General features: G+C 62.6%; 24 protein-coding genes and 2 pseudogenes. 19 read left to right on the top strand and 7 right to left on the bottom strand.

Annotated features, from left to right (window positions below; translation table 11 throughout):
• Positions 1–375: 375 nt before the first annotated feature.
• The 3 genes from AC1DRP_RS17405 to AC1DRP_RS17395 form a co-directional block, all read right to left on the bottom strand.
• Positions 376–588 carry a hypothetical protein gene (locus tag AC1DRP_RS17405; RefSeq protein ID WP_476769091.1) on the bottom strand — a complete coding sequence of 71 codons (213 nt, stop codon included), beginning with the start codon at positions 586–588 and terminating at the stop codon, positions 376–378.
• 299 nt (positions 589–887) lie between these two features.
• Entirely contained in the window at positions 888–1,433 is a 546-nt protein-coding gene (locus AC1DRP_RS17400) for a cupin domain-containing protein (RefSeq protein ID WP_476769090.1), read from the bottom strand.
• 654 nt (positions 1,434–2,087) lie between these two features.
• Positions 2,088–2,771 (bottom strand): GntR family transcriptional regulator, encoded by a 684-nt coding sequence (locus AC1DRP_RS17395; protein ID WP_476769089.1) that lies wholly within the window; start codon positions 2,769–2,771, stop codon positions 2,088–2,090.
• A gap of 254 nt (positions 2,772–3,025) precedes the next feature.
• Here AC1DRP_RS17395 and AC1DRP_RS17390 point away from each other — a divergent pair, with 254 nt between their 5' ends.
• From AC1DRP_RS17390 to AC1DRP_RS17365, 6 genes are all read left to right on the top strand, one after another.
• Positions 3,026–4,408: an aminotransferase class III-fold pyridoxal phosphate-dependent enzyme gene (locus tag AC1DRP_RS17390; RefSeq protein WP_476769088.1), complete on the top strand. Its 1,383-nt coding sequence runs from the start codon at positions 3,026–3,028 to the stop codon at positions 4,406–4,408.
• 125 nt (positions 4,409–4,533) lie between these two features.
• On the top strand, positions 4,534–5,502 hold the full coding sequence (locus AC1DRP_RS17385; protein WP_476769087.1) for an aminotransferase class IV: 969 nt from the start codon (positions 4,534–4,536) through the stop codon (positions 5,500–5,502).
• A 29-nt stretch (positions 5,503–5,531) separates the two neighbouring features.
• Positions 5,532–6,545, top strand: a complete 1,014-nt coding sequence (locus AC1DRP_RS17380) for an amino acid ABC transporter substrate-binding protein (RefSeq protein ID WP_476769092.1) — start codon at positions 5,532–5,534, stop codon at positions 6,543–6,545.
• Between the two features lie 10 nt (positions 6,546–6,555).
• Complete coding sequence (locus tag AC1DRP_RS17375; RefSeq protein ID WP_476769086.1) at positions 6,556–7,710, top strand: amino acid ABC transporter permease; 1,155 nt, start codon at positions 6,556–6,558, stop codon at positions 7,708–7,710.
• A gap of 8 nt (positions 7,711–7,718) precedes the next feature.
• Complete coding sequence (locus tag AC1DRP_RS17370; RefSeq protein WP_476769085.1) at positions 7,719–8,837, top strand: amino acid ABC transporter permease; 1,119 nt, start codon at positions 7,719–7,721, stop codon at positions 8,835–8,837.
• An 80-nt stretch (positions 8,838–8,917) separates the two neighbouring features.
• Positions 8,918–9,613: an IS6 family transposase gene (locus AC1DRP_RS17365; protein WP_476769084.1), complete on the top strand. Its 696-nt coding sequence runs from the start codon at positions 8,918–8,920 to the stop codon at positions 9,611–9,613.
• A gap of 65 nt (positions 9,614–9,678) precedes the next feature.
• Here the strand turns inward: AC1DRP_RS17365 and AC1DRP_RS17360 are convergent, their stop codons facing one another.
• Positions 9,679–10,323, bottom strand: coding sequence for a TetR/AcrR family transcriptional regulator (locus tag AC1DRP_RS17360; protein ID WP_476769083.1), 645 nt, complete (start codon positions 10,321–10,323; stop codon positions 9,679–9,681).
• Positions 10,324–10,424: 101 nt separating this feature from the next.
• On the opposite strand from AC1DRP_RS17360, the gene AC1DRP_RS17355 reads away from it, so the two are divergent.
• The 6 genes from AC1DRP_RS17355 to AC1DRP_RS17330 all read left to right on the top strand — a co-directional run bounded on the left by AC1DRP_RS17355 (position 10,425) and on the right by AC1DRP_RS17330 (position 16,033).
• Positions 10,425–10,829 (top strand): VOC family protein, encoded by a 405-nt coding sequence (locus tag AC1DRP_RS17355; RefSeq protein ID WP_476769082.1) that lies wholly within the window; start codon positions 10,425–10,427, stop codon positions 10,827–10,829.
• Between the two features lie 166 nt (positions 10,830–10,995).
• Positions 10,996–11,616 carry a DUF1801 domain-containing protein gene (locus tag AC1DRP_RS17350; protein WP_476769081.1) on the top strand — a complete coding sequence of 207 codons (621 nt, stop codon included), beginning with the start codon at positions 10,996–10,998 and terminating at the stop codon, positions 11,614–11,616.
• A 126-nt stretch (positions 11,617–11,742) separates the two neighbouring features.
• Positions 11,743–12,447, top strand: coding sequence for an IS6 family transposase (locus AC1DRP_RS17345; protein ID WP_476769080.1), 705 nt, complete (start codon positions 11,743–11,745; stop codon positions 12,445–12,447).
• A 631-nt stretch (positions 12,448–13,078) separates the two neighbouring features.
• A complete protein-coding gene (hpf, locus tag AC1DRP_RS17340; protein WP_476769079.1) occupies positions 13,079–13,591 on the top strand; it encodes a ribosome hibernation-promoting factor, HPF/YfiA family in 513 nt (170 codons plus the stop codon).
• 283 nt (positions 13,592–13,874) lie between these two features.
• Positions 13,875–14,429 (top strand): hypothetical protein, encoded by a 555-nt coding sequence (locus AC1DRP_RS17335; RefSeq protein WP_476769078.1) that lies wholly within the window; start codon positions 13,875–13,877, stop codon positions 14,427–14,429.
• A gap of 128 nt (positions 14,430–14,557) precedes the next feature.
• Complete coding sequence (locus AC1DRP_RS17330; RefSeq protein WP_476769077.1) at positions 14,558–16,033, top strand: ABC transporter substrate-binding protein; 1,476 nt, start codon at positions 14,558–14,560, stop codon at positions 16,031–16,033.
• A 36-nt stretch (positions 16,034–16,069) separates the two neighbouring features.
• On the opposite strand, the gene AC1DRP_RS17325 is transcribed toward AC1DRP_RS17330, so the two are convergent.
• The 3 genes from AC1DRP_RS17325 to AC1DRP_RS17315 form a co-directional block, all read right to left on the bottom strand.
• A complete protein-coding gene (locus tag AC1DRP_RS17325; protein WP_476769076.1) occupies positions 16,070–16,858 on the bottom strand; it encodes an N-acyl homoserine lactonase family protein in 789 nt (262 codons plus the stop codon).
• A 14-nt stretch (positions 16,859–16,872) separates the two neighbouring features.
• Positions 16,873–17,631, bottom strand: coding sequence for an SDR family NAD(P)-dependent oxidoreductase (locus AC1DRP_RS17320; protein ID WP_476769075.1), 759 nt, complete (start codon positions 17,629–17,631; stop codon positions 16,873–16,875).
• 100 nt (positions 17,632–17,731) lie between these two features.
• Positions 17,732–18,079, bottom strand: coding sequence for a hypothetical protein (locus AC1DRP_RS17315; RefSeq protein ID WP_441509092.1), 348 nt, complete (start codon positions 18,077–18,079; stop codon positions 17,732–17,734).
• 201 nt (positions 18,080–18,280) lie between these two features.
• Here AC1DRP_RS17315 and AC1DRP_RS17310 point away from each other — a divergent pair, with 201 nt between their 5' ends.
• The 7 genes and pseudogenes from AC1DRP_RS17310 to AC1DRP_RS17280 form a co-directional block, all read left to right on the top strand.
• Positions 18,281–18,433 carry a MucR family transcriptional regulator gene (locus tag AC1DRP_RS17310; protein WP_441509100.1) on the top strand — a complete coding sequence of 51 codons (153 nt, stop codon included), beginning with the start codon at positions 18,281–18,283 and terminating at the stop codon, positions 18,431–18,433.
• 1,885 nt (positions 18,434–20,318) lie between these two features.
• Positions 20,319–20,456, top strand: a pseudogene (locus AC1DRP_RS17305) (IS6 family transposase); the annotation flags it as partial.
• A gap of 365 nt (positions 20,457–20,821) precedes the next feature.
• Complete coding sequence (locus AC1DRP_RS17300) at positions 20,822–21,847, top strand: amino acid ABC transporter substrate-binding protein (RefSeq protein WP_476769074.1); 1,026 nt, start codon at positions 20,822–20,824, stop codon at positions 21,845–21,847.
• A 65-nt stretch (positions 21,848–21,912) separates the two neighbouring features.
• Positions 21,913–23,016, top strand: coding sequence for an ABC transporter permease subunit (locus AC1DRP_RS17295; RefSeq protein WP_476769073.1), 1,104 nt, complete (start codon positions 21,913–21,915; stop codon positions 23,014–23,016).
• 19 nt (positions 23,017–23,035) lie between these two features.
• Positions 23,036–24,106 carry an amino acid ABC transporter permease gene (locus AC1DRP_RS17290; RefSeq protein WP_476769072.1) on the top strand — a complete coding sequence of 357 codons (1,071 nt, stop codon included), beginning with the start codon at positions 23,036–23,038 and terminating at the stop codon, positions 24,104–24,106.
• A complete protein-coding gene (locus tag AC1DRP_RS17285) occupies positions 24,103–26,205 on the top strand; it encodes a chorismate-binding protein (RefSeq protein ID WP_476769071.1) in 2,103 nt (700 codons plus the stop codon). Before AC1DRP_RS17290 ends, AC1DRP_RS17285 begins: the two co-directional genes overlap by 4 nt.
• A gap of 118 nt (positions 26,206–26,323) precedes the next feature.
• Positions 26,324–26,413, top strand: a pseudogene (locus AC1DRP_RS17280) (IS6 family transposase); the annotation flags it as partial.
• Between the last annotated feature and the right edge of the window lie 79 nt (positions 26,414–26,492).

Genomic DNA, 26,492 nt, shown 5'->3' with positions numbered 1-26,492 from the left:
GCTCGAACACGCGCCGTCGTGCGGGCGCTGCCATGAAGAACGCTTCCCATAATGCATCCTCCTCCTGACGACTCAGGATCGATGATGCACCATCAGATTTCGGGACTACACATCTCGAAGAGGGCACCCTTTGCGCCAAATTTTCGGGCATTTGGCGAGGTTCCAACGCTTCATCGTATGCTCTCCCGCGCCTGCGCGCGACACGCGCGAACGGTGCGCAATTCTAGCAGGAACTAGCTGGCCGCACCCGCCGAAAGGAAATTTCAGCAGCTGGCGCGGACCAGTTTCGCCCTCGAGCAAGCGGAGGTTCTCACGGAGCCGCAGGCGCCGCCGGCAGGCCGAGCGCGATCGGTTTCGACGACCGCCGTTGCCGCGTCAGGGCGGTACAGGACGATGCAGCCAAGCGACCGTCGCCAACGAGCGGGTGACAGAAACGGCGATCGCGTGAGCGATCTGATGGCAACCCAGCTGCAGGCGGAGCAATCTCCGTGTGAGCCGCCACTTCGCTGCGATACTTTGCGCGGCGGCGACGTCGATGTCGACGATCCGGTCATGGCCGACAAGGTCGTGGCGCTGGTCGAGAAACATTGCTTTGCCCTCGTTCCGTTCGCGAATGGGGACGAGCCRACCACGTCCTTGAAGTGTAGGCAGTATATGGCCCCAGCGTTCTACTAAACCGCATGAGCAATGAAAGCAGGTGGAAATCGATGGCGCTTGGTAGCTGAGGGCGGGCTGGATCATGCCCGCCCGCCCTGCAGACAACGCCGCCACAGACACCTGAACACTCTCGTCTGGGTCATCATCACGCTCGGGTATTGCTCCCACGATCGACGATATTTCCATCAGGTCCGGAGTGCTTCTCCGGTAAACGCCTTTCAGGAACACGTCTAATATGTTGGGGGCGTGATGGCGCTCACGATCTCGCTCGGCTCGTCCGCGGCGTTGCGGAAACGATGCGGCTCGCGGCTATCGAAATAATAACCATCGCCGGGCTGCAGAAGCGCTGTCCGGCCCGACACCGTGACCTCGACCGCGCCGCGGATGACGAGGCCGCCTTCCTGGGCCGAATGAACGAAGGCTTCGCCGGTATCGGCTCCCCGAGGATAGGTTTCATGGAGCATCAGCATTGAGCGGTTAGGGTAACCTGCTCCGATCACGCGATAGGAAATGGCATCCGCCCGGCCGATTTCAGCCATATCCGCTGCGCGGCAAAACGGATCCGTGGGCGAAACCGCATGAAAATCGAGAAAGAACCCCGAGAGGGTCGTCCCTAGTGCGTCGAGGACCGCATGCAGCGTGTTGAGGGAGGGGCTGATCAAATCCCGCTCGATCAGCGAGATCGAGGAGTGGGAGACGCCCGAGCGCAAGGCGACGGCTCGGACGGTCAGCTTTCGGCTCTGGCGGAGTTCTCTCAAACGATCGCCGATCTTCATGTCAGCCCCGTCATTGCGTACGGGATATCAAAGCGCATTCGGTGAGTATCATCAACAGAGCTATGCGCCGACTTGAGCTGTGGAGAAGCTTTCAGCGGATCCCGCTCAACGAATATGGCCTGCTCGCGGACCTGGCGAGCGAGGTCATGCGCCATGTCCGTGGTTTTGCTTCGAACCGCGGCCGGCCCTCGCATCCCGGTCAGTGCTTCGCCTGAGTCCTCGCGGCTGCCAATTTAGTTCTCCTCATAACGAGAGAACCCGTCTGGCCAACGGGAAATTCGCGCATCGAATCTGGCTTGTCGCAATGTCAATTTTCTGGACCTGTTGTTCGCTTGGTTCGGCCCAAAGCTCGATAATCAGGCGCCACTTATAGACCGGGAATTGGCCCCATCAGAAGGTACTTCCGCGATACCGATCGAGACCTCCCCTCTCTCGCGCAGAGTTCGACGAGAAGTCGGGCCTGAGCGCCGCTGATCTGTACGTGCCTCCCCGCATCGAAGGCGTTGTTGAGGGCAATCGGACCACAGACGCGTATCAGGCCCCCCCTTGCCGAGCGGACCGAGTTCGTCACGGAGGACTTGCCGCGGCGGCGAGGCCTGCGGCGACGTGGACCGGCAAATAGGAATAGGTTCGATCCGGTTCGAAAGTCGTTTGCTACAGCGTCCAGCCGAGGCGGGCGTACAGGTAGCGCTGATAGGTCAGGATATCGACGCGGCGCAGGTCGCGGATGCGACCGGGATCGCGCGTATGGACCGCCAGCGCCAGTTCTTCCATGACATGCGTCGAGAACTCCATGAAGTCGGGCTCCTCGTGGACTTTCACGCTGAGGCAGAACGCGATGATCGGCGCATTGCGGACGCGCAGCCGCCGGATCAGCGCCGCCAGCATCGCCGAACCGCAGCGCTCCGCGATGAAAAAGGACCAATCGTGGAAAGCGAGCATGTGCTCGCCCACACTTCCCCCGCGGTAGGCGCTGCGTACAGCCTCGGTCAGCCCCTGCAACGCCTGGAAATCCGCCTCTTGCGCGCGCTGGGCGAAACGCGCCGCCGCCTCGCCCTCGGTCAGTGAGCGCAGCAGCCAGATGTCGTCGCAGACAGTCCGGTCGAGCGCCGGGACCTGGATCCCGCGCGCCGGCGTTATCTCGAGCGCCTCCTCGGCCACCAGCGAAGACACTGCATCGCGAACGGGTTGCATGCTGGTGCCGAAGCCGGTCGCAAGCGACCGCAGCGAGAGTTTGGCGCCGGGATAGAGTCCACCCGAGAGCAATCTCTGCCGCAAGCCCTCATAGACCTGGATCGAGAGCGTGTTGGCGTTCTTTGCGCCATCGCGCTCGATCATGTACCCGCTCGCCTGATCGGGCTCCGGAGACGTCTCAACCTGGGAATGCGGCAGGCGAGCGGCCACGGAAATCACCCCATTCTTGCTTCAACGGCGTGATCACAGCATGCATATGGACACCCGAGAGCATAGACGGACGCTGCACATTTCATGCCCAATCACCGCATACTTTATCATCTGGAGCGAGATTGACGCGGATCGTCATTGCCATATAGTTCTTAATTGTCAACTGTGATCACAGGAAGCTGCATGTCATGAACATCGCCGCACGCCTTTCCAATCATCACTCCGACATGCTGCTGCTGCCCTTCTCGAACCTCAAAAAACTGCGCGAGGAGCGGCCGCTGGTCTTCACCCGTGGCAAGGGCGTCTTCACCTATGACGAGGACGGCAAGGACTATATCGAGGCCGTCTCGACCTTCTATTGCGTGGGCTTGGGCTTCAGCGACGAGGAGCTCATCGAGGCCGCTATCGCTCAGCTCCGCGCGCTGCCGATGTACCCGTCGGGCATCCACAGGACCGTTCCCGTCGTAATGGAGCTCGCCGAGCGCCTGACGCGCGCCGCGCCTATTCCGAACGCCCATGTCATGTTCGCCACGACTGGCTCAGAGGCAAACGACCAGCTCGTCAAGTTCACTTGGTACGCCAATCGCGTGGCCGGCGAGCCCAAGCGGCGCAAAGTCATCTCGCGTCGCGCGAGCTATCATGGCGGCACTATCTTTACGACGGCACTTGGCGGCGGCGCCGCGGTGCAGGAGGCCTTCGGCGTTCCCACCGACGACGTAATCCACGTCACGCACCCGACTTGGCCGCGCGGCGCACTGCCCGGTGAGACGGAAGACCAATATGCGGATCGCCTCGTCGTTGAGATCCGCGACGCCATCGAGGCGGCGGGGCCCGAGACCGTCGCGGCCTTCATCGCCGAACCGCTCTCGGTCTCGGCAGGCATGTTCCCGCCGCCGCGCGGCTATTTCCCCAAGATTAAAGCTCTGCTCGTTGACTACGGCATCCGGATGTATTCCGACGAGGTCGTGACCGGTTTCGGCCGCACCGGCACGATGTGGGGCTGCCAGAACTTCGATTTCCAGCCCGACTGCCTCAGCACGGCCAAGCAGCTTTCCGGTGCCTATCAGCCGATCTCGGCCGTGGTGATGTCGGACGAATTTTACAACGAGTTGGAGGCCGGTTCGGAAACAGCGGGCATCTTCAACCACGGATCGACCTATGGCGCTCATCCGGTCGCTGCGGCCGTTGCGCTTAAGGTTCTCGACATCTTCGAGCGGCGCGACATTCTCGGCCATATCGGCTCCGTCGCGCCCGTCTTCGCCAAGGGGCTCGCGGCGCTTGAAGATCACCCTCTCGTTACGTCCACCCGGGCCCTCGGCCTCGCCGGGGCCATTCAGGTCGCACTGCCGGGCTCCGGGAGTGGTGCGGATGCCGCGCCCTCGCTGGTACCGGGCGGCATCGCAACTCAGATCTACGACGCGGCGCTTGCCGCAGGTGTAGTCCTGCGCCCGCTGCAAGGCTGCCTCGTGCTGTCGCCGCCGCTGATCATCACCGAGGCAGAACTCGATGAGATGTACCGCCGGATAAGGATTGGCCTCGACGCCGTGCTTGCCGAGCTGCCGACCGCTTGACATCGCCGTCGTGCCCGGAGCCGGGCGCGGCGCGAATTTTGCCAAACTTTTCAGCGGCCCTCCGGCACATGACGGAGGATTCCGCTCGCTGCCCGTGATCCGAAACCGCGACGAAGAGGTCCAGGATGAACGTCACCGCTTCCACCTTCGCATCAACCGACGCCGCCCGCTGGGCGAGCGGCGCAGCCTTCATCGACGGCGCCTATATGCCGATCGCCGAGGCCCGCATCCCGATCACCGACTGGGGCTTTCGCCGCTCGGACGTGACCTACGACGTGGTTAGCGTCTGGGACGGGAATTTCTTTCGGCTTGACGACCATCTCAAGCGCTTCCGCACCTCGATGGAAGCGATGCGGCTCATCCCGCGCGAGAGCGACGACGAGATTCGCCGCATCCTGCACAAGCTCGTGGCGCTGGCTGGTCTCCGGGAGGCCTATGTCGCCATGGATTGCCTGCGTGGACGCCCCCTCCCCGGCACGCAATATCACCCCAAGAACGCGCGCCCGTATCTCTGCGCCTACGCCATTCCCTTTGTCTGGCTGATGAAACCGGAGGTGATCGAGCGCGGCGCCCATATGATCGTCGCCTCGACCCCGCGCATCCCCGAGGCTTCCGTCAACGCCCGGGCGAAGAACTTCCACTGGGCCGACATGACGGCCGCCCTGTTCGAGGCGGACGAGAGGGGCGCGGACAATCCGATCCTGCTCGACGCCGCCGGCAACGTCACGGAAGGGCCGGGCTACAACGTCTTCTGCATCACCGAGGGCGTCGTCGTAACGCCAGACCGCAACGTTCTCGGCGGCATCACGCGCCTCTCCGTCATCGAGCTCTGCGCCCAACTCGGACTGCCCTGCGAGGTTCGGGACGTGCCCGTCGAGGAGCTGCGCAACGCCGACGAGATCCTCGTCTCCTCGACCGCCGGCGGCCCGATCGGGGTGAGCCGCCTCGACGGTCGCATCCTCAACAACGATCGTCCCGGCCCCATCAGCCAGAAGCTGCGCGAGACCTACTGGGCCAAGCGCAAGGACGGCTGGCATGCCGAGCCGGTTCGATACGAAGCCGCCCGCCCCGAAGAAGAAGGATCGTCACCGTGAATAAAGCAGATCGGACCATCTTCAAGACGATGCTGTCCGCCCTCGGCGCCGCGCTGCTGAGCACGGCCGCCTCCGCCCAGACGCTGCCGGCCCCGGGGCCGACGGCCGAAGCCATCAAGAAGCGCGGCGAGTTGGTCTGCGGCGTCGACAGCGGCATTCCCGGCTTCGCCTACCAGGATTCCGGGGGCGCCTGGAAAGGCTTCGACGTCGACTACTGCCAAGCGCTCGCCGCTGCGGTTCTGGGCGACCCGAAGAAGGTAAAGTATGTTGGCACCACCGCCAAGGTCCGCTTCACAGTGCTACAGTCCGGCGAGATCGACGTGCTGATCCGCGACTCGACCATGACCTTCGCCCGTGACATCGGCCTCGGCCTGACCGAGGTCGCAGTCAATTTCTACGCCGGCCAGGGCTTCATGGTGCGCAAGAGCCTGGGGGTTAAGACTGCAGCGGAGCTGAACGGCTCCACAATCTGCATGATCACCRGCGCAACGCTCGAACTCAACATCGCCGACTTCGCCCGCTCCAAAGGCACGACGATCAACTCGCTGCTCTTCGAGAAGTCGGAGGAAGCCTTCGCCGCCGCAGAGGCCGGTCGCTGCGACGGCTATTCGGACGATACCGGCTCGCTCGCCGCCGCCCGCTCCACCATGAAGGTGCCGGACGACTGGATAATCATGCCCGAGGTCATCTCCAAGGAACCGCTCGGCCTCCATACGCGCGACGGCGACTATCGCTGGTCCGACATCGTCTTTTGGGTCGACACGGCGCTGAAGACCGCCGAGGAGTTTGGAATCACCAAGGCCAATGTCGATGAGAAGAAGAAGTCCGAGGACCCCTTCGTGCGCCGCCTGCTCGGGCTCGAGGGCGATTTCGGCAAACAACTGGGCATCGACAACGAGGGCTTTTACAGGGCCATCAAGGCGGTCGGCAATTACGGCGAGATCTACGACGTCCATTTCGGCCCCAAGGCGCTCGGCCTGCCGCGCGGCTTGAACAATCTCTGGTCGCAGGGTGGCCTGCACTATCCTCTTCCGTTCCGGTGAGATCGCCGGCATGGCTCGGACCAAAACCACATCCGGCAGCAACGCCGCGCTGTGGCCCATGAAATCATCCCACGCCCTGCTCTGGCAGGGCGTGGTCCTCGGTATCGCCCTGCTCGTCCTGATCTGGTTCGGGCACAATGCGGCGAGCCATCTCGCGCGCCGCAACATGGAGTTGGACTTCAGTTTTTTATGGCGCCCGGCCGGCTTCGCCATGCCGTTCCAAATCACAAACTTCAGGCCGACGGACAGCTACGCCATGGCGTTGGTCGCGGCCTTCTCAAATACGCTGCTCGTTTCCGCGCTCGGCGTMGTCACCACCACTGTCCTGGGCCTCGCGCTCGGCGTGATGCGTCTCTCTACCAGCTGGCTGATGCGCAGCGCCTCGGGCGCCATCGTCGAGCTGATCCGCAACACCCCGCAGCTCCTCCAGATCGTCTTTTGGTATGTCGGCGTGCTCCAGCTCTTGCCGCAGGCCCGCCAGAGCCTGTCCTTGGGAGGCCTGTTCTATCTCAATATCCGCGGTCTGTTCCTGCCCTATCCGCTGGCGGGCGACAGGACACCCCTGATCGCTGCCCTCCTGGTGCTGAGCCTCGTCCTCGTACCGCTGCTGTGTCACTTCCTGCCAATGCGGCGCAAGGGCACGCGCTGGCTCTGGCTGGTACCGCCCACCCTCTTTGCCGCACTGGTGGCGAGCTTGTCGGGCTGGAGCGCTCCGACGCTCAAAGGTTTCAACTTCACGGGCGGAATGGTGATGCCACCGGAGTTCGTCGCGCTCTGGGCCGGGCTTTCGCTCTACAGTGCCGCCTTCATCGCTGAGATCGTCAGGGGTTCGGTCGAGGGCGTCGCCAAGGGCCAGCGCGAGGCGGCCTACAGCCTGGGGCTGAAGCCTTGGCCGACGCGCCGGCTGGTCATTCTGCCGCAGGCGCTCAGAGTCATGATCCCGCAGATGACCAACCAGTATCTCAACCTGATCAAAAGCTCCTCGCTCGGCGCGGCCATTGCCTATCCGGAGATCGTTCAGATCTTCGCCGGCACGGTGCTCAACCAGTCGGGCCGTGCGATCGAAGTGATGGTGATCCTCATGGGCGTCTTCCTCGCTGTCAATCTCTTGGTCTCGGCGGGGCTCGCGCGGCTGAACGCCCGGTTCGCGCTTAAGGAACGTTAGGAAGCACGATGCCGAGCGCCGAAACGACCTCCATCGTCACTGTCGTCCCAAGGCACCCCAGCCCGCAGCTTGCTTCGGCAACGGCGATCATTCGCCGCTGGATCCGGACGAATCTCTTCGGCTCGTTTCGCGGGGGGCTGGTGACGCTCCTCACCGTTGCGCTGCTCGTCGTGCTGGTGCCGCCACTCCTGCGCTGGTTCGTCACCGATGCCGTGCTCCAAGGTCGGAGCCGCTCGGTCTGCGGCACCGGCGCCTGCTGGGCCTTCGTCACCGACCGCATCGACATGTTCCTCTTCGGTCGCTATCCGGCGCCGGAGCGCTGGCGCGTCAAGCTTGCTGGGCTTGTCCTGCTCGTTTTTGCTGTCGCGGCCGCCTGGCCACGCAATCCGCGCCCGGTGCTTTCCGTACTGCTTCTTGTCACGCTCTGCCCTCTCATCGCCGGCACGCTACTGCTCGGTGGCGTCTTGGGCCTGCCAGTCGTTCCCACCGACCAATGGGGCGGCCTCTCGCTCAACGTGCTGCTGACCTATGCGACGGTCGTGATCGCGCTCCCGATCGGCATCGTTCTGGCGCTCGGCCGGCGCTCAAGCCTGCCGGCGATCAGCTGGCTCTGCACCGGCTTTATCGAGCTGCTGCGTGGCGTGCCGCTTCTCGCCGTGCTGTTCATGGCCATGGTGATGCTGCCGATGTTCTTGCCGGAGGGCACCAGCTTTGACCGGCTGCTGCGCGCCATCGTTGGACTCTCGCTCTTCGTCGCCGCCTATCTTGCCGAGGTCGTCCGGGGCGGGCTGCAGGGCATCGATAAGGGGCAATACGAGGCTTCCGCCTCGCTCGGCCTTAGCTACTGGAACGCGCATCGTCTCATCGTGTTGCCGCAGGCCTTCCGGCTGACCGTGCCGGGCATCGTCAATACGGTGATCGACCTGTTCAAGGACACTACACTCGTCTCGATCATTGGCCTGTTTGACCTGCTCGGCATCATCGGGCAGGCGCTAAAGGACCCGAACTGGCTGGGCCTCGGCCGCGAAGGCTACGTCTTTGCTGCCGGGGTCTTCTTCATCTGCTGCTACGCCATGTCCCTTTACAGCCGCAGCGTCGAGCGTCGGATCGCACAGGCACGGCATTGACCCGAGGCCTGACTGAACCATCGGCATTGTCACGGCGTAGCGGAGTTGTTGCGCCTCGATCGGGTTGGTAGCCATTGAGCATGGCAAAGATCAGTTACAGCGGTTATCGCTTGCCCCCCGCGATCATCCAGCAGGCAATCTGGCTGTATCTCCGGTTCACCCTCAGCTTCCGCGACGTCGAGGATCTGCTGGCCGAGCGCGGAATTGCCGTGTCCGACGAGACGGTGCGCCGCTGGGTGAACCATTTCGGACCCAAGATCTGCGCCAATCTCCGCCAACGCCAACCAAAGCCTCACGCCACATGGCACCTGGACGAGGTCTATCTCAAGATCGACGGTCGCCTAGTCTATCTTTGGCGGGCCGTTGACTCCGAAGGCGAGGTCCTGGACGTCCTGCTTCAGGCAAAAAGAAACAAGAGCGCCGCGCTGAAAGTGCTGCGCAGACTACTCAAGAAGCATGGCTTCATACCGGAGCGCTTGATCACGGATGACCTGCGTTCATATGGAGCGGCAGTCCGGGATCTTGGGATCTCGGATCGGCATCGACGCGGTCGCTGGTGCAACAATCGCGTGGAAAATTCGCATCAGCCGACACTACGACGAGAGCGCAAGATGCAGGGTTTCAAGAGCCCGGGTTCAGCCCAGAGATTTCTCTCGACTCACGCAGCCACCTCCAACACCTTCAACGTCCAGCGCCATCTCATTTCCGCGAAGACCCACCGAGCTTTTCGCTCTTCGGCGATGGCGGCGTGGTGGGCGACCGCCGCGGCCGCCTGATCGAGATCGTCAACCAGTGTTGTCGCGTCGATCGTTCGACAACGTGACAATGCCCGCGTGGGCGACTACGCCGAAGGCTTCGCCGGCTCGCCATAGGCGACGAGGAATGTTTCGACCGTCGCGTCTGCGTGGCCTTCAAGCTCGGCTTGGGAGCGCGGATTCTTGTTACCCGTGAACATCGCCTCGTTCATGGGAATCCAGAGCAACATTCCAAAGAAATGGCTCGCGGCCAAATACGGGTTGGGTGTACGAAGAAGCTGCCGGTTTGTCAGCTGCTGGAAGCAGGTCGCCATCGAGGCAATCATGCGCTCGAACCCTTTTTCATACCAGTCGCGGCCGAGCTGAGGCATTCGATCGGCGTTGGCGATGATGAGGCGTCGCAGCTTCAACCGCTCTTCGTCCATCAGCGTCGACATGAAGCGTCGAGCGACCTTCTGCAGTCCCCCCGTCATGAATTCCGCCTCGGTAAGCAACGCGGCGACCGCATCAAAGGTTTCGGTAGCCTGAGCGGCCGACGCGCGAATGACCTCGCCAAAGAGCGTCTCCTTGTCGACGAAATGCTTGTAGACCGTCTGTTTGGAGACGCCGGCCTTAGTAGCGATCTCCTCCATGCTCGTTCCATCATAGCCCTGGCTCACGAACGCCACGGTGGCCGCGTGGATGATATCACGCTCCTTGCGCGCCGATCGGGTTTCGCCATCAACCTTCATGCCATCCCCACTTCGGTACTAGACGGTTCCGTTCCGCATGTGATAGGCAAAGACATAGTACTAGACCGACCAGTACTCCGCCTGAGGAGCGAACCAGATAAATGGTTAGGATGATTTTCGTAAATCTGCCAGTGCGCGATCTGCCGGCGGCGACACGCTTCTACCTTGCTATCGGAGGCGCGTTGAATCCGCAGTTCTCGAACGACAAAGCCAGCTCCGTGATGTTCTCGGACTCGATCGGGGTCATGCTGCTGACCCACGACCACTACCGACAGTTCACCGCGCGGCCGATCGGGGACCCCAAGCGCGAGAGCCAGATGCTCATCGCGCTCACCGCTGACAGCAAGGACGAGGTGGACGCCACGATCGGAAAAGGTGTGGCGGCCGGCGGCCGCGCCGATCCGAATCCAGCCCAGGACCTCGGTTTCATGTTCAACCGCCACATCGAGGACCCAGACGGGAACGTTTGGGAGGTTCTGTGGATGGACCCCTCCGCCATGCAATAGCGGCCACGCGCGCCGAGGCGGCCCAGCTCCATCRATTTGGACGAAAGCGCCAATGCAAACCTGGGTCTCTGGCCCGGCGCTCCGATCTTCAAGGAAGAAGCGCGAGCAAGGCGCGCTCGATCCTCGAAACCACCCATAGATCATTCGATCAAGAGGCGAAGTCAGGATGCCTGGTCCAGAACCCAAGGTCGACGCGTACGCCGAAGGCGTCGAAGCGTTCGCCAAGCCGATCCTGGCGCATCTACGCGGCGTTGTCCGCTCGACCTGCCCGGAGGTTGTCGAAACCTTGAAATGGGGAAACCCCCATTTCGACTACCGAGGCGAGATGATGTGCATTTTTGCCGCCTACAAGTCGCATTGCGCCTTTTCCTTCTGGAAAGGCTCGCTGATGAGCGACCCGCGGCTCAAGGCGAGCGTCGATTTGCCGGCGTCCAAACGCTTCATGGGGAAGTTGACGAGTCTCGCGGATCTCCCTGTCGACGCCGAGCTTATCGCTTGGGTCCAGGAGGYCATGTTGCTCAACGAGCAACGCGCGAAGGTCGCGCCCCGTAGGTCATCCGCGCCCGCCAAGGCTGTCGTCGCGTCTCCCGCTTTCGTCGACCGCCTTGCGGCTTCCCCATCGGTCAAGACGATATTCGAGAGCAAGTCGACGTCGTTCCAGAAAGAATACGTTGTCTGGATCGCCGACGCGAAAACCGAAGCCACGCGCGACAAGCGGATCGACGAGGCGCTTGCCTGGATCGCCGAAGGCAAGGGCCGGTTCTGGAAATATGCGAAGGGCGGCTGAGGGCTTTCGCCCCCACTGGAGACAGCCGATCAGCGAGCGCGATCCGAATGGAAATCGTCCACGGCTGGCGTTGCGGCGTTGTCACGTTAACTCCGGCGTGGCGGCAAACCGTGTAGGTGGACTGGCATGAGCCAGCCCTGCGTCAGCTACAAACGCCATCGGTTCCCACCGGCGATCATCGCTCATGCGGTGTGGCTGTACTTTCGCTTTCCCCTGAGCTTGCGCCTGGTGGAGGAGATGCTTTTGGAGCGCGGCATTACCGTCTCGTATGAGACGCTGCGGCGCTGGGCGTTGAAATTCGGGCGGGATTACGCCCGCCACCTCAAGCGCAAAAGGCCGAGCCGCCGCGACCTCTGGCACCTCGACGAGGTCGTCGTCACCATCGCCAGCMAGAAGCACTGGCTGTGGCGCGCAGTCTATCAGGACGGCTATATCCTCGATGAGATCGTGCAGACGCGACGCGACACCAAGGCAGCCACGCGCGTGCTGAGGCGCCTTCTCAAGAAGCGGGGCTGCCCGCCCCGGCGCATGATCACCGACCAACTCGGCTCCTATGCCGCCGCCCGGCGCCAGATCATGCCGGCGATCGAGCATCGCGCGTACAAGGGCCTCAACAACCGCGCCGAGAATTCGCACCTGCCTCTGCGACGACGCGAGCGGGCGATGCAGGGCTTTCGCTCCCCGGGAGGTCTGCAACGGTTCGTCGCCGTCTTCTCCGCCGTCCGCAATCAATTCGTTCCGCCCCGGTCCCGTCGCACCGCCCTGGCCACCCATCTGCATCGCCTAAACGCCATGGCGCGCTGGAAAGCCGTGGCTGGCGTCGCGGCCTGAGCCTGTCATCAGGCCGAATGCTCCTCTTGCCGCCTGCCGGCAGTTAACGTGACAACGCCCCGAAGACACGACCGCTCCCACGACCCTCGCCGCGCCAAAGAAATCCCCTTGATCAAAGGGCGCCGTCCAGACATGACAACGCCTCCGCGCCACACAGCGTAACCTATCCCGTCAATCAGCATCTCCCATCGCCGGTGAAAAGCCAGGGTGTCAGCCGACGCTCGAAGCTGCACTACGTGGGTCAGTGAGATTCCTTTGGCGCGCTAATCCGAGCTCGGATGCGATCCTGATCGGAGGCCTCGAGGCCGCTACAGACAGCGCCAGCGAGCGTCATCGTCCGCGCCCGCCTTCGGCAACAGCCTCTTGAGTTAGGTATCAGCCTCGTCAGCCTGAAAGGATAGTCGCAGCTTTTGATACACCGCCTGCTGCTGCYCCCCGCAATCTCGCTACAGATATTCTTGGCCGAAGGACCTGGCGCCCCCTGATAAGCTCAGCATGCAGAGAACGATGGCCCGCCTCGGTTGTCTGCTCTGGGATCGGCAAATTTTACGCTCTTGCATTCGGGGTCAAAGCTTGAAACCCTGGTCGTTCGTGCTGCGGTTGGGTGGGGAACCCCTAACGGAGGAAGCCGATGCGGCGACTAGCGATGGACAAGCCGATCATGGTCTCAGGCCATAATGTCGAGCTTGGGGACGCGCTCCGCGAATTCGCCGAGCGCAAGATCGAAGAGACCGCCGGGAAATATTTCGGGCGGATCACCGAGGCGACGGTGCAATTCAAGAAGACGGGGGCCTTCTACGCCTGCGCAATCCGGTTCCGCTCGCGTGGCATGCAAAACCTCGCCGCCGAGCACGAGAACGTAGAAATCTACACTGCCTTCAACATCTGCCTCGAAAAGCTCTCGAAACAGCTTCGCCGCGCCAAGCGCCAAATGCGCGAGGACAAGGCGCAGCGTCCCGACAAGGTCGCCATGGTGAATGAAGGGCTGCGCGCACCGCCGCTTCCGGCCTCCGATCTCGGCGAGGAGGAGAGCTACAATCCCGCCGCCGTGCCCACCGATCCCTATGCAAAGGCACTGATGCAGGCGAGCAAAGCCGACATCGAAGCCCGCCACAGCGATCCCCGCCGGGAAGCAGTCGAGTAACGCCCGACCCTACGAGGGGTCAGAACAAGAGCTGCTCAAAATCTTACGCTAAGGTCGAACGGAGCATGAACATCATCCGGCGGTCGAATTAGTGCTGGCAGGACTTGCCACGGCGCCAGTCTCGGGATGGGTAGCCGACTGTGAAGCATCGAGACGTGGCTGTGCCACATTCTTCGACAGACAGGAGAACCGTTCCGGAGGCTCGCAAATAGCACTGTACAAACCAGTTCCAATTGGCACAATCTCTGCTTCCAGCTTTCGTCCTCAGTGTTTTGAGCAAGGCATGCAGCGGCGGGCCATCTTCGTCACCTCTCCGCTCAAGGCTGAGCCTGTCCCTCGCATCCACCAAGCTGCCGGGTTCGAGGCCGAGGTTGCCTTCAATCCGGATCTGGTGCCGCCGACGCGTCACATCGCCGACCGCAAGATCGTTTTATCGTTCCAGCGAAAATCGGAACGGGAAGCACGCTCGCGAAGTCCCCCTGCCCGTGGGGCGATCCTCTTGGACTTTCCCGCTGGCCTTATCGATAGTGACATCGTCATCAGCACCAGTCGCGGCGTCCATGCCAAGCCGTCGGCTGAATTCGCCATGATGGCGATGCTGATCCGATGTGAAGCGTCATTCCTACCTGAGCCCCGCAGTAGCCCAAGACTGAGCTGGCAGACTGCCCAGTCGAGCGAGAACTTCGGACGGTGGCGAGGCTGTGATTGGCCGGCTTGGATTGATTGTGCCGAGTGGCCTTCCGTAATGAACGACGTCCCGACTGTCATTCCATTTTTGCAGATAATCCGCTTTTCCGCGGTGGACGGCTTCGAAAAATCTTTGGAGGGCGAACAATGAGCAAAGGCGAGCGGGGCATGTTGATCAATAGGTTTCTAGGCGCAGCATCTTTGGCTTTGGGGCTCGCCGCGGCCACGCTGGCGTCGGCTCAGACCCTGACTGTGGGCGTACGTGCAGGTCCGGAATCGATGGACCCACATTTCAGCGCGCTCGGTGTCCATGTCGAGGCGCTCAAGCATGTCTTCGACACGCTGGTCAAGTCCAACGAGAAGCTGCAGGTCGAGCCGGGGCTAGCCGAGTCATGGAAGCCGGTCGATGCAACCACTTGGGAGTTCAAGCTCCGCAAGGGCGTGAAATTCCACGACGGCTCGGATTTCACCGCAGAGGACGTGAAGTTCTCGATCGAGCGCATCGCCAATGTCACCGGCCCCAATCCGGCGACGCTCTACACCCGACGCGTCAAGGAGGTGAAGATCGTCGATGCCTTCACCGTCCATCTGCTGACCGAGGGCGCCGCGCCGACCCTGCCCAACGATCTTGTCAGGCTGTTCATCGTTTCTTCCAAGGCGGCTGCCGGTCTCAATCGCGAGACCTCAAACGAAGCCTTCAACACCGGAAAGGCCGCGATCGGAACCGGGCCCTATAAACTCGTCTCCTGGACCCCGAAGGCTGATCTGACGCTCGACCGCTTCGACGGTTATTGGGCCGGCCCGCAGCCCTGGCAGCGGGTCGTGCGCAAGGAGATCGCCAATGACGCGGCGCGCGTTGCTCAATTGCGCGCTCGACAGGTCGACATGATTGCGCGCGTTTCGGCCAACGACGTCGCCTCGCTGCAGAAGGACGCCAAGCTCAGCGTACCGACGCAGGACACCATCTTCGTCTTCCTGCTTGATTTCGATCTACGCGAGAAGACGCCGCAGGTCAGCGCCAAGGATGGCTCAGCACTGCCCGCAAACCCGTTCCGGGATCCGCGCGTGCGCGAGGCGATCGACCTCGCCATCGACCGTGGCCAGCTTGGCGAGATCGCGATGGACGGCATGGGTTCGCCGGCGACGCAGCTCGTCTCGCAGGGCATATTCGGCTACAATGACAACATTCCCGCCACCAAGGCCAACCTAGAGCGTTCGCGTCAGTTGCTTAAGGAGGCCGGCTACCCCAATGGCTTCAAGTTCACCCTGAGCTTTACCGTGGATCGCCTCCCGGGCGACCGCGAAATCGGCACGACACTGGTCCAGATGCTGGCGCGGGTCGGAATCGACGTCGCCGCCAACGGCGTTCCGGTCTCCATCCTGTTCTCGGCCCGACCACGAGGCGAGCTGTCGGCGACCATGGCCGGCTGGGGCACGATAACCGGGGAGGCCTACTACACCTATTCGGCCATCGCCCATTCCAACGATCCCGCCAAGAAGCTCGGCCAGTTCAACTGGCGCGCCTATGCCAACCCGGAGGTCGATCAGCTGATCGACGATGCTGGCGGAGAGCTCGACGATGCTAAGCGCCGCGACATGCTGAACAAGGCCGCTGGCCTCTTCATGAAGGATCGGGCGACGCTGCCGCTGACCGTAATCAAGTATGCTTGGGCCGTCTGGAAGGATCGGGCCCAAACCGTGCGACTACGCAGCGACGAGGAGACGCTGGCGATGGACATCGTGCCTGTGAAGTGAGAAGCCGACACTGGTAGTTTCAATCGTTGCGCGGAGTCAGTCGAGCCGCGCGACGATCCCCTTGGCGGCTTCGGAGGCTGCCGGAAACCGCTCCATGATCTGCGGATCATGCCCCGGGATCACCAGCCGGGGATCACTGGCGAGTTCGCGCAGGCGCTTGAAGCCTTCCAGCGTTGCGCCGACATTGTAGATCCACGGGAACGGGATATCCCGCTCGAAATTCTCGAAGAAATGGGTCGCGTCCGAAGCGAGCACGAGCCAGCCCTTTCGCGTCTTCACGCGCACAACCTGCTGCCCCTCGGTATGGCCGCCGACGCGGTGGAGCGTGATCCCGGGTGCKAGCATGCCCTCGTCCGTGTGATAAGCGACGCGCCCTTCGAAGAGCTTGCGCACCGTCGCGGCGATGTCCTCTGGATCGTACCCACCGCGCAGCATGCCGTGGCACATGCACGGGCCGGTGGCATAGGCCATCTCCGACGTCTGGAGATGAAACCGCGCCTGCGGGAACAGATGCTGGTTGCCGCAGTGGTCGTAGTGCAAATGCGTCAGCACAACGTCGCGAATGGACGCGGGTTCGATGCCGAGGAGCGCGAGCCCTTCACTCGGACAGCGCAGATGTTGGCGGCCGCGGGTGCGCGCTACATCGGCATTGAAGCCCGTATCAACGACGACAGCGCCTGACGGACCCTTGATCACGAAGACGAAGTAGTCAAACGGCATCGGCCCGTCATGGGCATCGCCACCCAGGAAATTCTCGCTGCGCCTGCGCGCCGCGTGGTGGGCGAAGCGGATGGCATAGACCTCGTGAATCGGCAGATCGGTCATAAGCGCAGCCTCGATCAGGTGATGGTCAACCCGCCATCGACTGTGATGGTCGAGCCTGTGATATAGGACGCTCCCTCGCCCGCGAGATAGACGACGGCCCCTGCGACGTCCTCGGGGAGCCCCGCGCGGCCCACGGGGACCGGCGCGAGCTTGCGGGCGCGAAACTCCGGATCAGCGAGCATGTGCCGATTGATATCAGTCTCGATCGTACCCGGAGCGACGAGGTTGACAGTAATACCGTGAGGCGCGAGCTCGAGAGCCATGGCGCGGGCCAACATCATCACGCCGCCCTTAGTCGCGACATAATGGGCAATGTCAGGGTTGGCATGCGCCTGGTTAACCGACGAGACCATGATGATCCGGGCCGGCCTGCGGTGGCCGATCATGAGCTTGGCGGCTTCCTGCGAGCAGGCGAAATAACCCTGCAGATTCACAGCGTGGATACTGGCCCAGTCCTCGTCAGTGATGTCGAGGAAAGGCTTTCGCTGGATGCTGGCGGCGTTGCACACGAGGATGCCGAGACCGCCCAACGCCTTGTCCGCCTGCCTTACTGCGGCGCGGGCGGCGGACGCATCGCCCATATCGGCATGCACGAGCACCGTGTTTCGGCCGAGTGCGCGGATCTCCGTGGCGAGCGTCTCGGCGGCCGATTCACTTCGGTACCAGTGAAGCGCGACGTCCGCACCTTCGCGCGCCAGCGCCAGCGCAATCCCGCGCCCAATCCCTTGGCTGTCGGCCCCGGTCACCAAGGCGGTCGTCGATGCAAGTGCCACAACTTATCCTATCAGCTTTTGCCATTATCGGAGATCAGGAGGACCGCCGCGAGCCTACATGTGCGTCGGTGTGACTTGCCAATCCGTTATGGTTGCGGGTTCAATCCGTCAGTCGGATGGACTTCTCGCTGCACAGATCGATGAGGTCACTATCGCTCTCGACCTCGTCGCTGAACTTGGCAAGGACGGAGTAGCTGCAGCCCGTGGGCTTGTTCAGCTTGAGGGCAATGCTCTTGCCGGGCCCGAGCGGCTTGGTGAGCTTGGCGATCAGGCGCGGCTGCTCGCCCGACGTCGTGATTTCCAGGGAAGCCAGTGGCGCGGTACGCGCGTTCGTCACCTTGACTTGAGCCGGCGGCTTGGGTGATTGGGCGACCGCGGGAGCAGTCGCGAAGCAAACGAATAGGCCGGCGCCGAACAGGCCGGCAGAGATAACGGGCTTGAATTTCATTGTCGTTTCGTTCCCCGAATAGCGAGCTTGAAACGCTCTTGCATATCTCACAACGGCCTTTCGGCGAAAACAAGCAGTCAAAGAGGCTTGGAATGCCGGTAGCAGGTTGCGCCCGGCAGTCGAGTAGAAGCTGTCACCGTTCGATGCATGGATGAGCGGCGAAGCGCTCCTGTCGAGGAGAAGCGTGAACCCGCGGTTTAGATCAAGAAGTCAGTCGCACCCAATGATCTGATCTGCTTGAATGATGGCCGGAAATTCAAGGGCCTCAAACGTCGTCTGCTGACGTCTTACAATCTGTCGCCTGGCGATCACGCCAGAGGCCGTGCCTGCCGCTCTCGACCCAACTGCGTCTGACGGGCATTCTTGTGGATGTTCATCCGGTCCTCCTTCGATGGAGACTGAAGCTTCGCAACCTCAGCTTCCTCGCTCGGGACCGGATGGACAACCTATTGAGAGCTCACACCTAGGGAATTTGCAACAGAACCCCTCGAAGAGCTTGTGCAGTCAGGGGCGATCTCAGACATGGGGCCTGACGTGCTTCGTCATGTTGCGGTGCCGGGACTTGGCGATGTTCATTTCTTCCCTGACGCGGGCGGGCGCTCTGGCCAGCGGCGCGTCCTTCGTCCGATCCCAACGCGCCGGCCAGCACGGCCAGGGCCTTGGCCTCGCCTTCGCTGAAATGGACGATCACCTGGGGCGGGGCATGCGTTCTTGGGTGCGTGAGCGTGTCAGATATGGCGGCACGGTCCTTGCGCCGTTTCTGAGTCGTTCGCGGGACGTTCTTCCGCACTGGCAACATCCTGCCAGTTACGGACAGCGCTGTTCTTATCTGTTCGGGTCTGTTCGGTTGGCGGGGATGTTCGCTGTGAGCGGGCGCATCACGAACGCCGATGCCGCACGTCCACGTCTTGCCGTTCTCTTCATTCCGATCGCCTCTCCTCTCCCGTCCCTCGAAGCACGAGCGTGTCGAGGATACGACGCGTCCATCTGAACGCTCCGGAGCAAATCCCTGCACAGAACCTCCGGCCGTGAAAGGCGAGCCGCCGGTGCTTCGTGAAAAGGGGCTTCTACAATGCCGCGCAGGTTCTGTTGCGATCGCCGGTAGGCGCGGCGGATATCGCACCATTCCCGTAACAATGCCGCCTAGAATCTAAATCCGTCCATCGCAGTGCAGTTTGCGATTCTCGCCGCGGCGTGAACGGGCGAATGTCCAGATCCTATGGCGCCCAGGGAATTGCGTCCGACGACACCCACACCATCCGCCGAGCCGCTCCCGGTCATCGTGACGCTTCCCTTCGCGATGTCGCCGCCAAGCTGGCGTCGCACCCCGACGAGGTTGGCCCGGTTTCGTCAGCAGGATCTGTCGCGAGCTGCAGCGCCGCCACTTCGACCCGTCAGATTTCAGTCGGAAAGTATGGGCGCGCAGCGCCAGCRCAGCCATGATTACCCATGGTAATTTGCCTTGGTTGTCGAGCCCGACAGAGATTTTGCCGTGACGTTTTTCTTTGCGTAGGGCTTGCCTGATCTTTAGCGGTTAATAATACTCTGATTCGGAATGTTATTAACCGGTAAGGGACCTCACAGCATGGGCAATGGACCGTCACCCCTGCAGAATGACATTCTTGCGCTGCTGGCGGTATGGCCTGCCTATGTTCATGACGCAACGGCGACGCAGCTCCATATAGGCGACTGGGCACGACCTCGCGATATCATCACCGGGCTCGGTCGGCCGGAAAGTGCTGTCACGAGCGCCTCAGTCTCGCGGGCACTGGCGCGGCTAAGCGAACGCGGGCTGGTGATGCGGGCCGCCGGACAGCCTGCCAGCGTCGGTCGGGCGTTCCGCTATGCCCGAATCCGCGCTCCGATTCCTTAACGGCACTCGAGGAAGTACGGACGGTGACGCAGCGGATTCCGTTGCATCACCGCCTCAATCTCGGAGCGTCAACGAAGTCGACGCTGTGGAGCAATGCGCTGCATGTGGCGACGGCATCGCACGGGACAGCGAAGTTCCTCACTTGGCGGGGCAGAATGAACACTACCTCTTCAATCAGATAATGGCGTTTCGGTTGGGAAAGGGTCAGCGAGATGCGCTATATGGCACGTGCCGGCATCGTCACGCCGTAGCGGAGTTGTTGCGCCTCGGTCGGGTTGGTAGCCATTGAGAATGGCAAAGATCAGTTACAGCGGTTATCGCTTTCCACCCGCGATCATCCAGCAGGCAATCTGGCGCAAGACACAAGGTTTCAAGAGCCCAGGTTCAGCCCAGAGATTTCTCTCCACTCACGCAGCCCCCTACAACACCTTCAACGTCCAGCGCCATCTCATTTCCGCCAAGCCCCACCGAGCTTTTCGCTCTTCGGCGATGGCGGCGGGGTGAGCGGCCGCCGCGGCCGCGTGATCGAGATCGTCAACCAGTGTTGTCGCGTGGATCGTTCGACGACGTGACAAGGCCCAAGTGGCGTTTCTTCCCGGCGAGGGCATGGGCGGCGCTGCCAATCACTGGACCGGCCAGAGCGGGCCTTGGGCGGACTACCATCCGAGCCAGAGGACCCGTCTACCTACCGGCTTCCGGAGGACATCTATGCCAGCATTCAGGTGAATGCGATGGAAAGCGAGCAAGTCCTTTGAGGCTTCGTCAAGCGTGGATCGCCAAAGGCACGGGCCGATCGAGCAATGCTTGCGTTGCCGGATTGGTCTGCCTAAACGTGCGCTCGCGGTCGTGATAATCGGGGAATTCATGCGATGAGATTATGTGAGCTTGCCGTGGCTGCGGCCCTCTTGGTCGCCTCGATGCTGAACCATGCAAACGCCGGCACGCTGGACAGCGTGAAAGCGCGTGGCACGCTCAATTGCGGCGTGGGTGAGAGCTTCCCAGGCTTCTTCGCCGCTGATGCGTCGGGTCGCTGGAGCGGCCTCGATGTCGATTTCTGCCGAGCCGTTGCGACCGCGGTTCTCGGCGATCCGGAAAAAGTGAAATACCTGCCCGCAACGCCGGCTGCGCGCTTTGCCCAGCTTCAGTCGGGCCAAGTGGATATCTTGTCGCGCTCCGTCACTTGGATCATGTCACGCGAAGCCGGGCTCGGCCTTTCGTTCCCCGGCATCACTTTTTTCGACGGTCAGGGCTTTCTCGTCCGCAAATCGGCTGGAATCAAGAGCGCCCGCGAGCTGGAGGGCGCTACGATCTGCACTCAGACTGGGACGACGACCGAGCGAAACCTCGCGGACTACTTCCGCCAGCACAACATGAAGTATAAGCCGGTGGTGTTCGAGCAGGCCGACCAGGTTGTCGCCGCCTATGAAGCCGAACGCTGCGATGCCTTCACGACCGACAAGTCGACGCTTTCGGCACGCCTCGCGAAGCTGAAGGAGCCAAGCGCCCATACCATCCTGCCCGAGACGATTTCGAAAGCTGCCAACGGCCCTGTGGTTCGCCAGGGCGACGACCAGTGGGCGAATCTCGTGCGCTGGACGCTGAACGCGGTGATCGCGGGCGAAGAGCTCGGCGTGACCGCGGCGAAGGTGGATGATCTCGCGGCCAATGCTACAGATCCCGAGATTCGCCGGCTTTTGGGCGCCGACAGCGACCTCGGCAAGCTGATCGGCCTCGACAAAGACTGGGCCGCGCGTGTCATTAAGGCCGTCGGCAACTACGGCGAGATGTACGAGCGCAATCTCGGGCCGAAAGGCGCGATCGTCATCCCGCGCGAAAACAGCCTGAATCGCCTTTGGCGCGATGGCGGCCTGCTGTTCTCGCCCTCCTTCCAGTGACGTCTGGCGACCAGCGGTGAATTGATTCCATGGCGGCCGCTTTTGGAGGTGCAGGCAAGAGCTTCATGCGTCGCCATGGGATCGAGTACGGTGTCTATGCGGCGACGGCGTGCGTCGTCGGGACGCTCGCCGCCATGGCGATTTTCACGCTTCGGGCTCGCGGCATTCATGCAGGTTTCGGCTTTCTCTGGGATACGGCCGGCTTCGACATCAGTTTCGGCCTGATCCCGTTCGATGCGACGAAGAGCTATGCCCGCGCCTTCCTCGTCGGCCTGCTGAATACGCTCGTCGTTTCCGCATTGGCGATTGGGCTGGGAACAGGTCTTGGGCTGGGCCTGGCGATCGCTCGCCTGTCCAGGGATCCCCCGTTGCGCGCCGCAGCGACGGCGGCGACGGAGCTCGTACGTAATACGCCGCTGCTGCTGCAGCTGTTCATCTGGTACTTMATGGTGTTCGGCGCGCTGCCGCCCGTCAGACAGTCGCTTCATATCGGCAGCTTTGCGCTGCTCAACAATCGCGGAATCGTGGTTGCGGCACCGGGACTGAATTCCGTCGCCTGCCTTTGTCTGAGTGCAGGTGCGGCATCGATCTTGACGGCTGCCATGGCGCGGCATCTGCCAGCGACTCTCGGCTTTCTCCAGCGATCTGCGACCAAGGCTGTCCTCGCCATAGGAGGGCTTCTCCTCCTTCTCGCAGGCGTCACCTGGGCCGATTGGGAGCTGCCAGTTCAGCGTGGCTTCAACGTCACCGGCGGCTTCACTCTGCCTCCGGAATTCGCCGCGCTGGTCACTGCGCTCGCAATCTACGCCGCGGCCTTCATCGGAGAAGCGTTTCGGAGCGGTGTCCTTTCCGTGCCTGGTGGCCAGTGGGAAGCAGCCCAGGCGCTCGGCCTCGGCCGCTTCGCCACCTTGCGGCTGATCGTTCTGCCGCAGGCGATCCGTGCTGCCCTGCCGGCACTTGGTAATCAGTTCGTCAATGTCGTGAAGGCCTCGTCGCTGGCTGCGGCCGTCGGGTTTCCCGACCTGATGCAGGTGTTCGGCAAGACCACGCTCAATCAAACTGGACAGGCGGTCGAGGTGATCAGCATCACGATGGCGGTGTATCTCGCGATCAGCCTCGGGATCTCCGGCCTGGTTCATCGCAGTGAAACCAGACGCTGGCGCGCGTGACCGAGACCCCGGCTTCCCCATGTCCGTGACGACGTCCGATTTGCCGCCGCCATCACGCGCGAGCCGGCGATGGGGCACAGGAGGCATCCTACTGCTCGCGGCGATCCTGGTTGCCGGAGTTCTCCTCGGCCCGAAACTGTTTCGCTGGGCCTTGCTCGACGCCGTGTTCCCATGGAGCGAAGCGGCGAGTTGCGATGGCCCCGGCGCCTGCTGGCTCTTCATTCGCGAGCGGCTACCGCAATTCATCTACGGCTATTATCCCGCGCCCTCCCGGTGGCGGCTGAACGTCGGTTTCCTTCTGCTGTTCGCTTGGCTAGCCCTGCCGCTGCTTCCCCGCATCCGCCGGCGAGCGGCCGTGACCGTGACGGGTGCCGCGATCGGGATCGCTGCCGCCTTCATGATGGCGGCCGGCGGTGTGTTGGGCCTGGCGCCTGTGGAAACCGATCAGTGGGGCGGCCTCTTCGTGACGGCGCTCCTATCGGTTACCGCAATGATCGTGTCGCTGCCGGCCGGGATTATTCTGGCGCTGGGCCGCCAGGCCGCCAGCCCCCTCTGGCGCGGGTTGGCGAACATGACGGTAGAAGTCATCCGCGGCGTCCCGCTGCTCGCCATTCTCTTCATGGCCGTGGTGCTGCTGCCGCTCTTCGTTCCCGGTGGAGAGGGGATCGGCCTGTTCACGCGCGTGGTGGTCGGCCTGTGTCTCTACGCCTCGGCCTACATGGCCGAGGTAATCCGGGGTGCGTTGCGCACGATCCCGGCAGGGCAGGCCGAAGCGGCCCGTGCTCTCGGGCTCGGCTATTGGCGCTGCCTGAGCCTCGTCGTACTACCGCAGGCATTGCGCGCCGCTCTGCCCAACATCGTGAGCACCTTCATTCAGGTGCTGAAGGATTCGACGCTGGTGCTCGTGGTCGGCGTTTACGACCTGCTCGGCGTCGTGCAACTCACCGTTTCCGAACCGAAATGGAATAGCTACTCGGCAGAAGCCTATCTCTTCGCCGGCCTGTTCTTCTTTGCGATCTGCTTCGGCCTCTCAAGGGTGGCCGCCCGGATCGAACGGCATCTCGACTACAATCGGACATCATCGACGTGATTCACAGCTTCGCAACCCCATCCGGAATCGTCATCACGCGGGCCGAGGAAACGATCAGCGCGCCTGAGGGGCTCGACGCACTGATCGATACCCTCGGAGCGCGGCAGGGCCTGCTATTACGCTGCAATTTCGCGTTTCCAGGGCGCTACGGACCGCACTGGCTCGGGTTCGTCGACCCGCCGCTTCGGTTTTCCCTCCGCTCGGATCGCCTATCCTGCCGGGCACTGAACGAGCGCGGCACCGTTATCCTGCCGGCCCTCGCCGCCGCTTTGGCGCGTGGAGGCGTCGCCGATCTCGAAACGGGCCTGGATGCCGTCGAGGGCCGTCTCGTCAACGGCGAGACACTGTTCGAAGCCCTCCGAAGCCTTGTCGCCGGGTTGAGTTCGGACGACCCGCATCTTGGTCTCTTCGGCCCCTTCGGCTTCGACGTGGCGTTTCATACGCTGGGGCTGGAGAAACGTGCCCGGCAGCAGGCCGACCACGATGACATGGTCCTCTATCTGCCGGACCGTATCGTCGCCGCCGACCATCCCGAGACCGGCCAGGCCAAGATCATCACTTACGACTTCGCCCTGGGCGCTCGTTCGACGCAGGGGCTCCCGCGCACTGGAAGCGTCTCCACTTCTGCCGCGCCGATGCGGGTGGCCACCACGAGGCCAGAGCAACCCTATGCAGACATGGTGCGCAAAGCGGTCGAAGCCTGCCGCTCTGGCGAACTGTTCGAGGTGGTTCTCGCGCAAACTTTCAGGCGTGAGATGTCAGCGGGGCCCAATGCCCTTTTTCGACTGCTCGATCGCGTCAACCCCAGTCCCTATGAATTCCTGGCTAATCTTGGCACCGAAGCACTGGTCGGCGCCTCGCCGGAAATGTTTGTGCGCGTCGACGGCAGACGTGTCGAAAGCTGTCCGATTTCGGGAACGGTCCGACGGGGGGAAGATGCCGCAGCTGACGCCGAACAGGCGCTCGAACTCCTCAACTCGCCCAAGGCCGCCGCAGAGCTCACCATGTGCACGGATATCGACCGTGACGATAAGGCCGGCTTGTGCGAGATCGGCTCAATACGCCTTCTCGGTCGCCGCCAGATCGAAACTTATTCGCATCTGTTGCATACGGTCGACCACGTCGAAGGGCTTCTTCGTCCCGACCGTGATGCGATCGACGCATTTCGGGCGCATGTCTGGGCGGTGACGCTCACGGGTGCGCCTCGCCGCGAAGCGATCGCCTTCATCGATGCCAACGAAGACGTCCCGCGGCGCTGGTATGGAGGCGCCATCGGGCGGCTCGGCTTCGATGGTCGGCTGGACACCGGCATTGTCCTGCGCTCGATGCGGCTTGCCGATGGAGCGGCGGAAATAACCGTCGGTGCGACGATTCTGCATTCATCCGATCCGGCAGACGAGGAGCGCGAAACCGTAACGAAAGCCGCCGCGCTTTTGCGTACGCTGGACCTCGCATCGGAACAGGCTGCGCGGCCCGAGGCCGTTCCCGCGGCTCCGCACGCTGTCCAAGGAGACCGGGCCACGCGGATACCGGTCACCATTCTGGGCGGTGCGCCCTTCGCTCAGACCCTGGAAGCCCTGCTGGCATCGGCCGGAGCCGACGTTACCCTACAGCCCTTAGCCGCGGGATCGCGGAGACAATGCAGCGGCGGAGTCTATGTCGTCTCCCCCGACCTATCGGACGGGGCGCTCGATACCGCGCGCGAAGTTCTCGCGGAACTCCTCGCCGCCGGACGCCCGGTCCTGGCCCTCGGTCAGGGTATGGTTGCGCTGGCCCAACTGTTCGGCGCCAAGGCCGCATTGGCAAACACCCCACGCCACGGGGAACGTGAGTTGGCGCGACCTTTGGCCGACTCATGGCTGTTGTCGGGCACCGCAAAGCCGCTCGTCGTCGGCTGCTACCACCGCCACGTCATCACGTCGGGCCAAGCTCTAGCTCCCTTGCGGGAAATCGCTCGCAGCGATGCCGGCGAAGTGCTGGCGCTGGAGCACGGGACACTTCCCGTTGGCGGTTTGCTGTTCCGGCCGGAGTCACTTCTCACTCGGGATCCGAAGAAACTAGTTCATGCATTTCTTCAACGCGCTAGTCTAGTTGGGTAATTTTTAGTGACAGGAAAAACATGGCGTCGCGTGCGCGTAGCATTGGGCACAACCGCGCGAATGAGCGATCGCCCGAGATCTTCCAGCCCCTGCTGACCATATATGTGTTCTGAACTCGGGTTCAGCCCAGAGATTTCTCTTCACTCACGCAGCCACGTACAACACCTTCAACGTCCAGCGCCATCTCATTTCGGCGTCGTCACGTTAACTCCGGCATGGCGGCAAGCGGTGTAGGTGGGCGTGCATGACCGCATGGCGGCAAGCGGTGTAGGTGGGCGTGCATGACC

It is taken from the genome of Allobosea sp. 01N443, from assembly GCF_056399325.1.
This window is presented reverse-complemented; position numbering and strand designations above follow the sequence as displayed.

Excerpts from the sequence above, each read along its gene's own strand:
- AC1DRP_RS17390 (WP_476769088.1), top strand. The coding sequence starts at position 3,026 with ATGAACATCGCCGCACGCCTTTCCAATCATCACTCCGACATGCTGCTG.
- AC1DRP_RS17290 (WP_476769072.1), top strand. The coding sequence starts at position 23,036 with ATGTCCGTGACGACGTCCGATTTGCCGCCGCCATCACGCGCGAGCCGG.
- AC1DRP_RS17370 (WP_476769085.1), top strand. The coding sequence starts at position 7,719 with ATGCCGAGCGCCGAAACGACCTCCATCGTCACTGTCGTCCCAAGGCAC.
- AC1DRP_RS17365 (WP_476769084.1), top strand. The coding sequence starts at position 8,918 with ATGGCAAAGATCAGTTACAGCGGTTATCGCTTGCCCCCCGCGATCATC.
- AC1DRP_RS17355 (WP_476769082.1), top strand. The coding sequence starts at position 10,425 with ATGGTTAGGATGATTTTCGTAAATCTGCCAGTGCGCGATCTGCCGGCG.
- AC1DRP_RS17395 (WP_476769089.1), bottom strand. The coding sequence starts at position 2,771 with ATGATCGAGCGCGATGGCGCAAAGAACGCCAACACGCTCTCGATCCAG.
- AC1DRP_RS17335 (WP_476769078.1), top strand. The coding sequence starts at position 13,875 with ATGCAGCGGCGGGCCATCTTCGTCACCTCTCCGCTCAAGGCTGAGCCT.
- AC1DRP_RS17315 (WP_441509092.1), bottom strand. The coding sequence starts at position 18,079 with ATGAAATTCAAGCCCGTTATCTCTGCCGGCCTGTTCGGCGCCGGCCTA.
- AC1DRP_RS17360 (WP_476769083.1), bottom strand. The coding sequence starts at position 10,323 with ATGAAGGTTGATGGCGAAACCCGATCGGCGCGCAAGGAGCGTGATATC.
- AC1DRP_RS17405 (WP_476769091.1), bottom strand. The coding sequence starts at position 588 with ATGTTTCTCGACCAGCGCCACGACCTTGTCGGCCATGACCGGATCGTC.
- AC1DRP_RS17385 (WP_476769087.1), top strand. The coding sequence starts at position 4,534 with ATGAACGTCACCGCTTCCACCTTCGCATCAACCGACGCCGCCCGCTGG.
- AC1DRP_RS17300 (WP_476769074.1), top strand. The coding sequence starts at position 20,822 with ATGAGATTATGTGAGCTTGCCGTGGCTGCGGCCCTCTTGGTCGCCTCG.
- AC1DRP_RS17330 (WP_476769077.1), top strand. The coding sequence starts at position 14,558 with ATGGACCCACATTTCAGCGCGCTCGGTGTCCATGTCGAGGCGCTCAAG.
- AC1DRP_RS17400 (WP_476769090.1), bottom strand. The coding sequence starts at position 1,433 with ATGAAGATCGGCGATCGTTTGAGAGAACTCCGCCAGAGCCGAAAGCTG.
- hpf (WP_476769079.1), top strand. The coding sequence starts at position 13,079 with ATGCGGCGACTAGCGATGGACAAGCCGATCATGGTCTCAGGCCATAAT.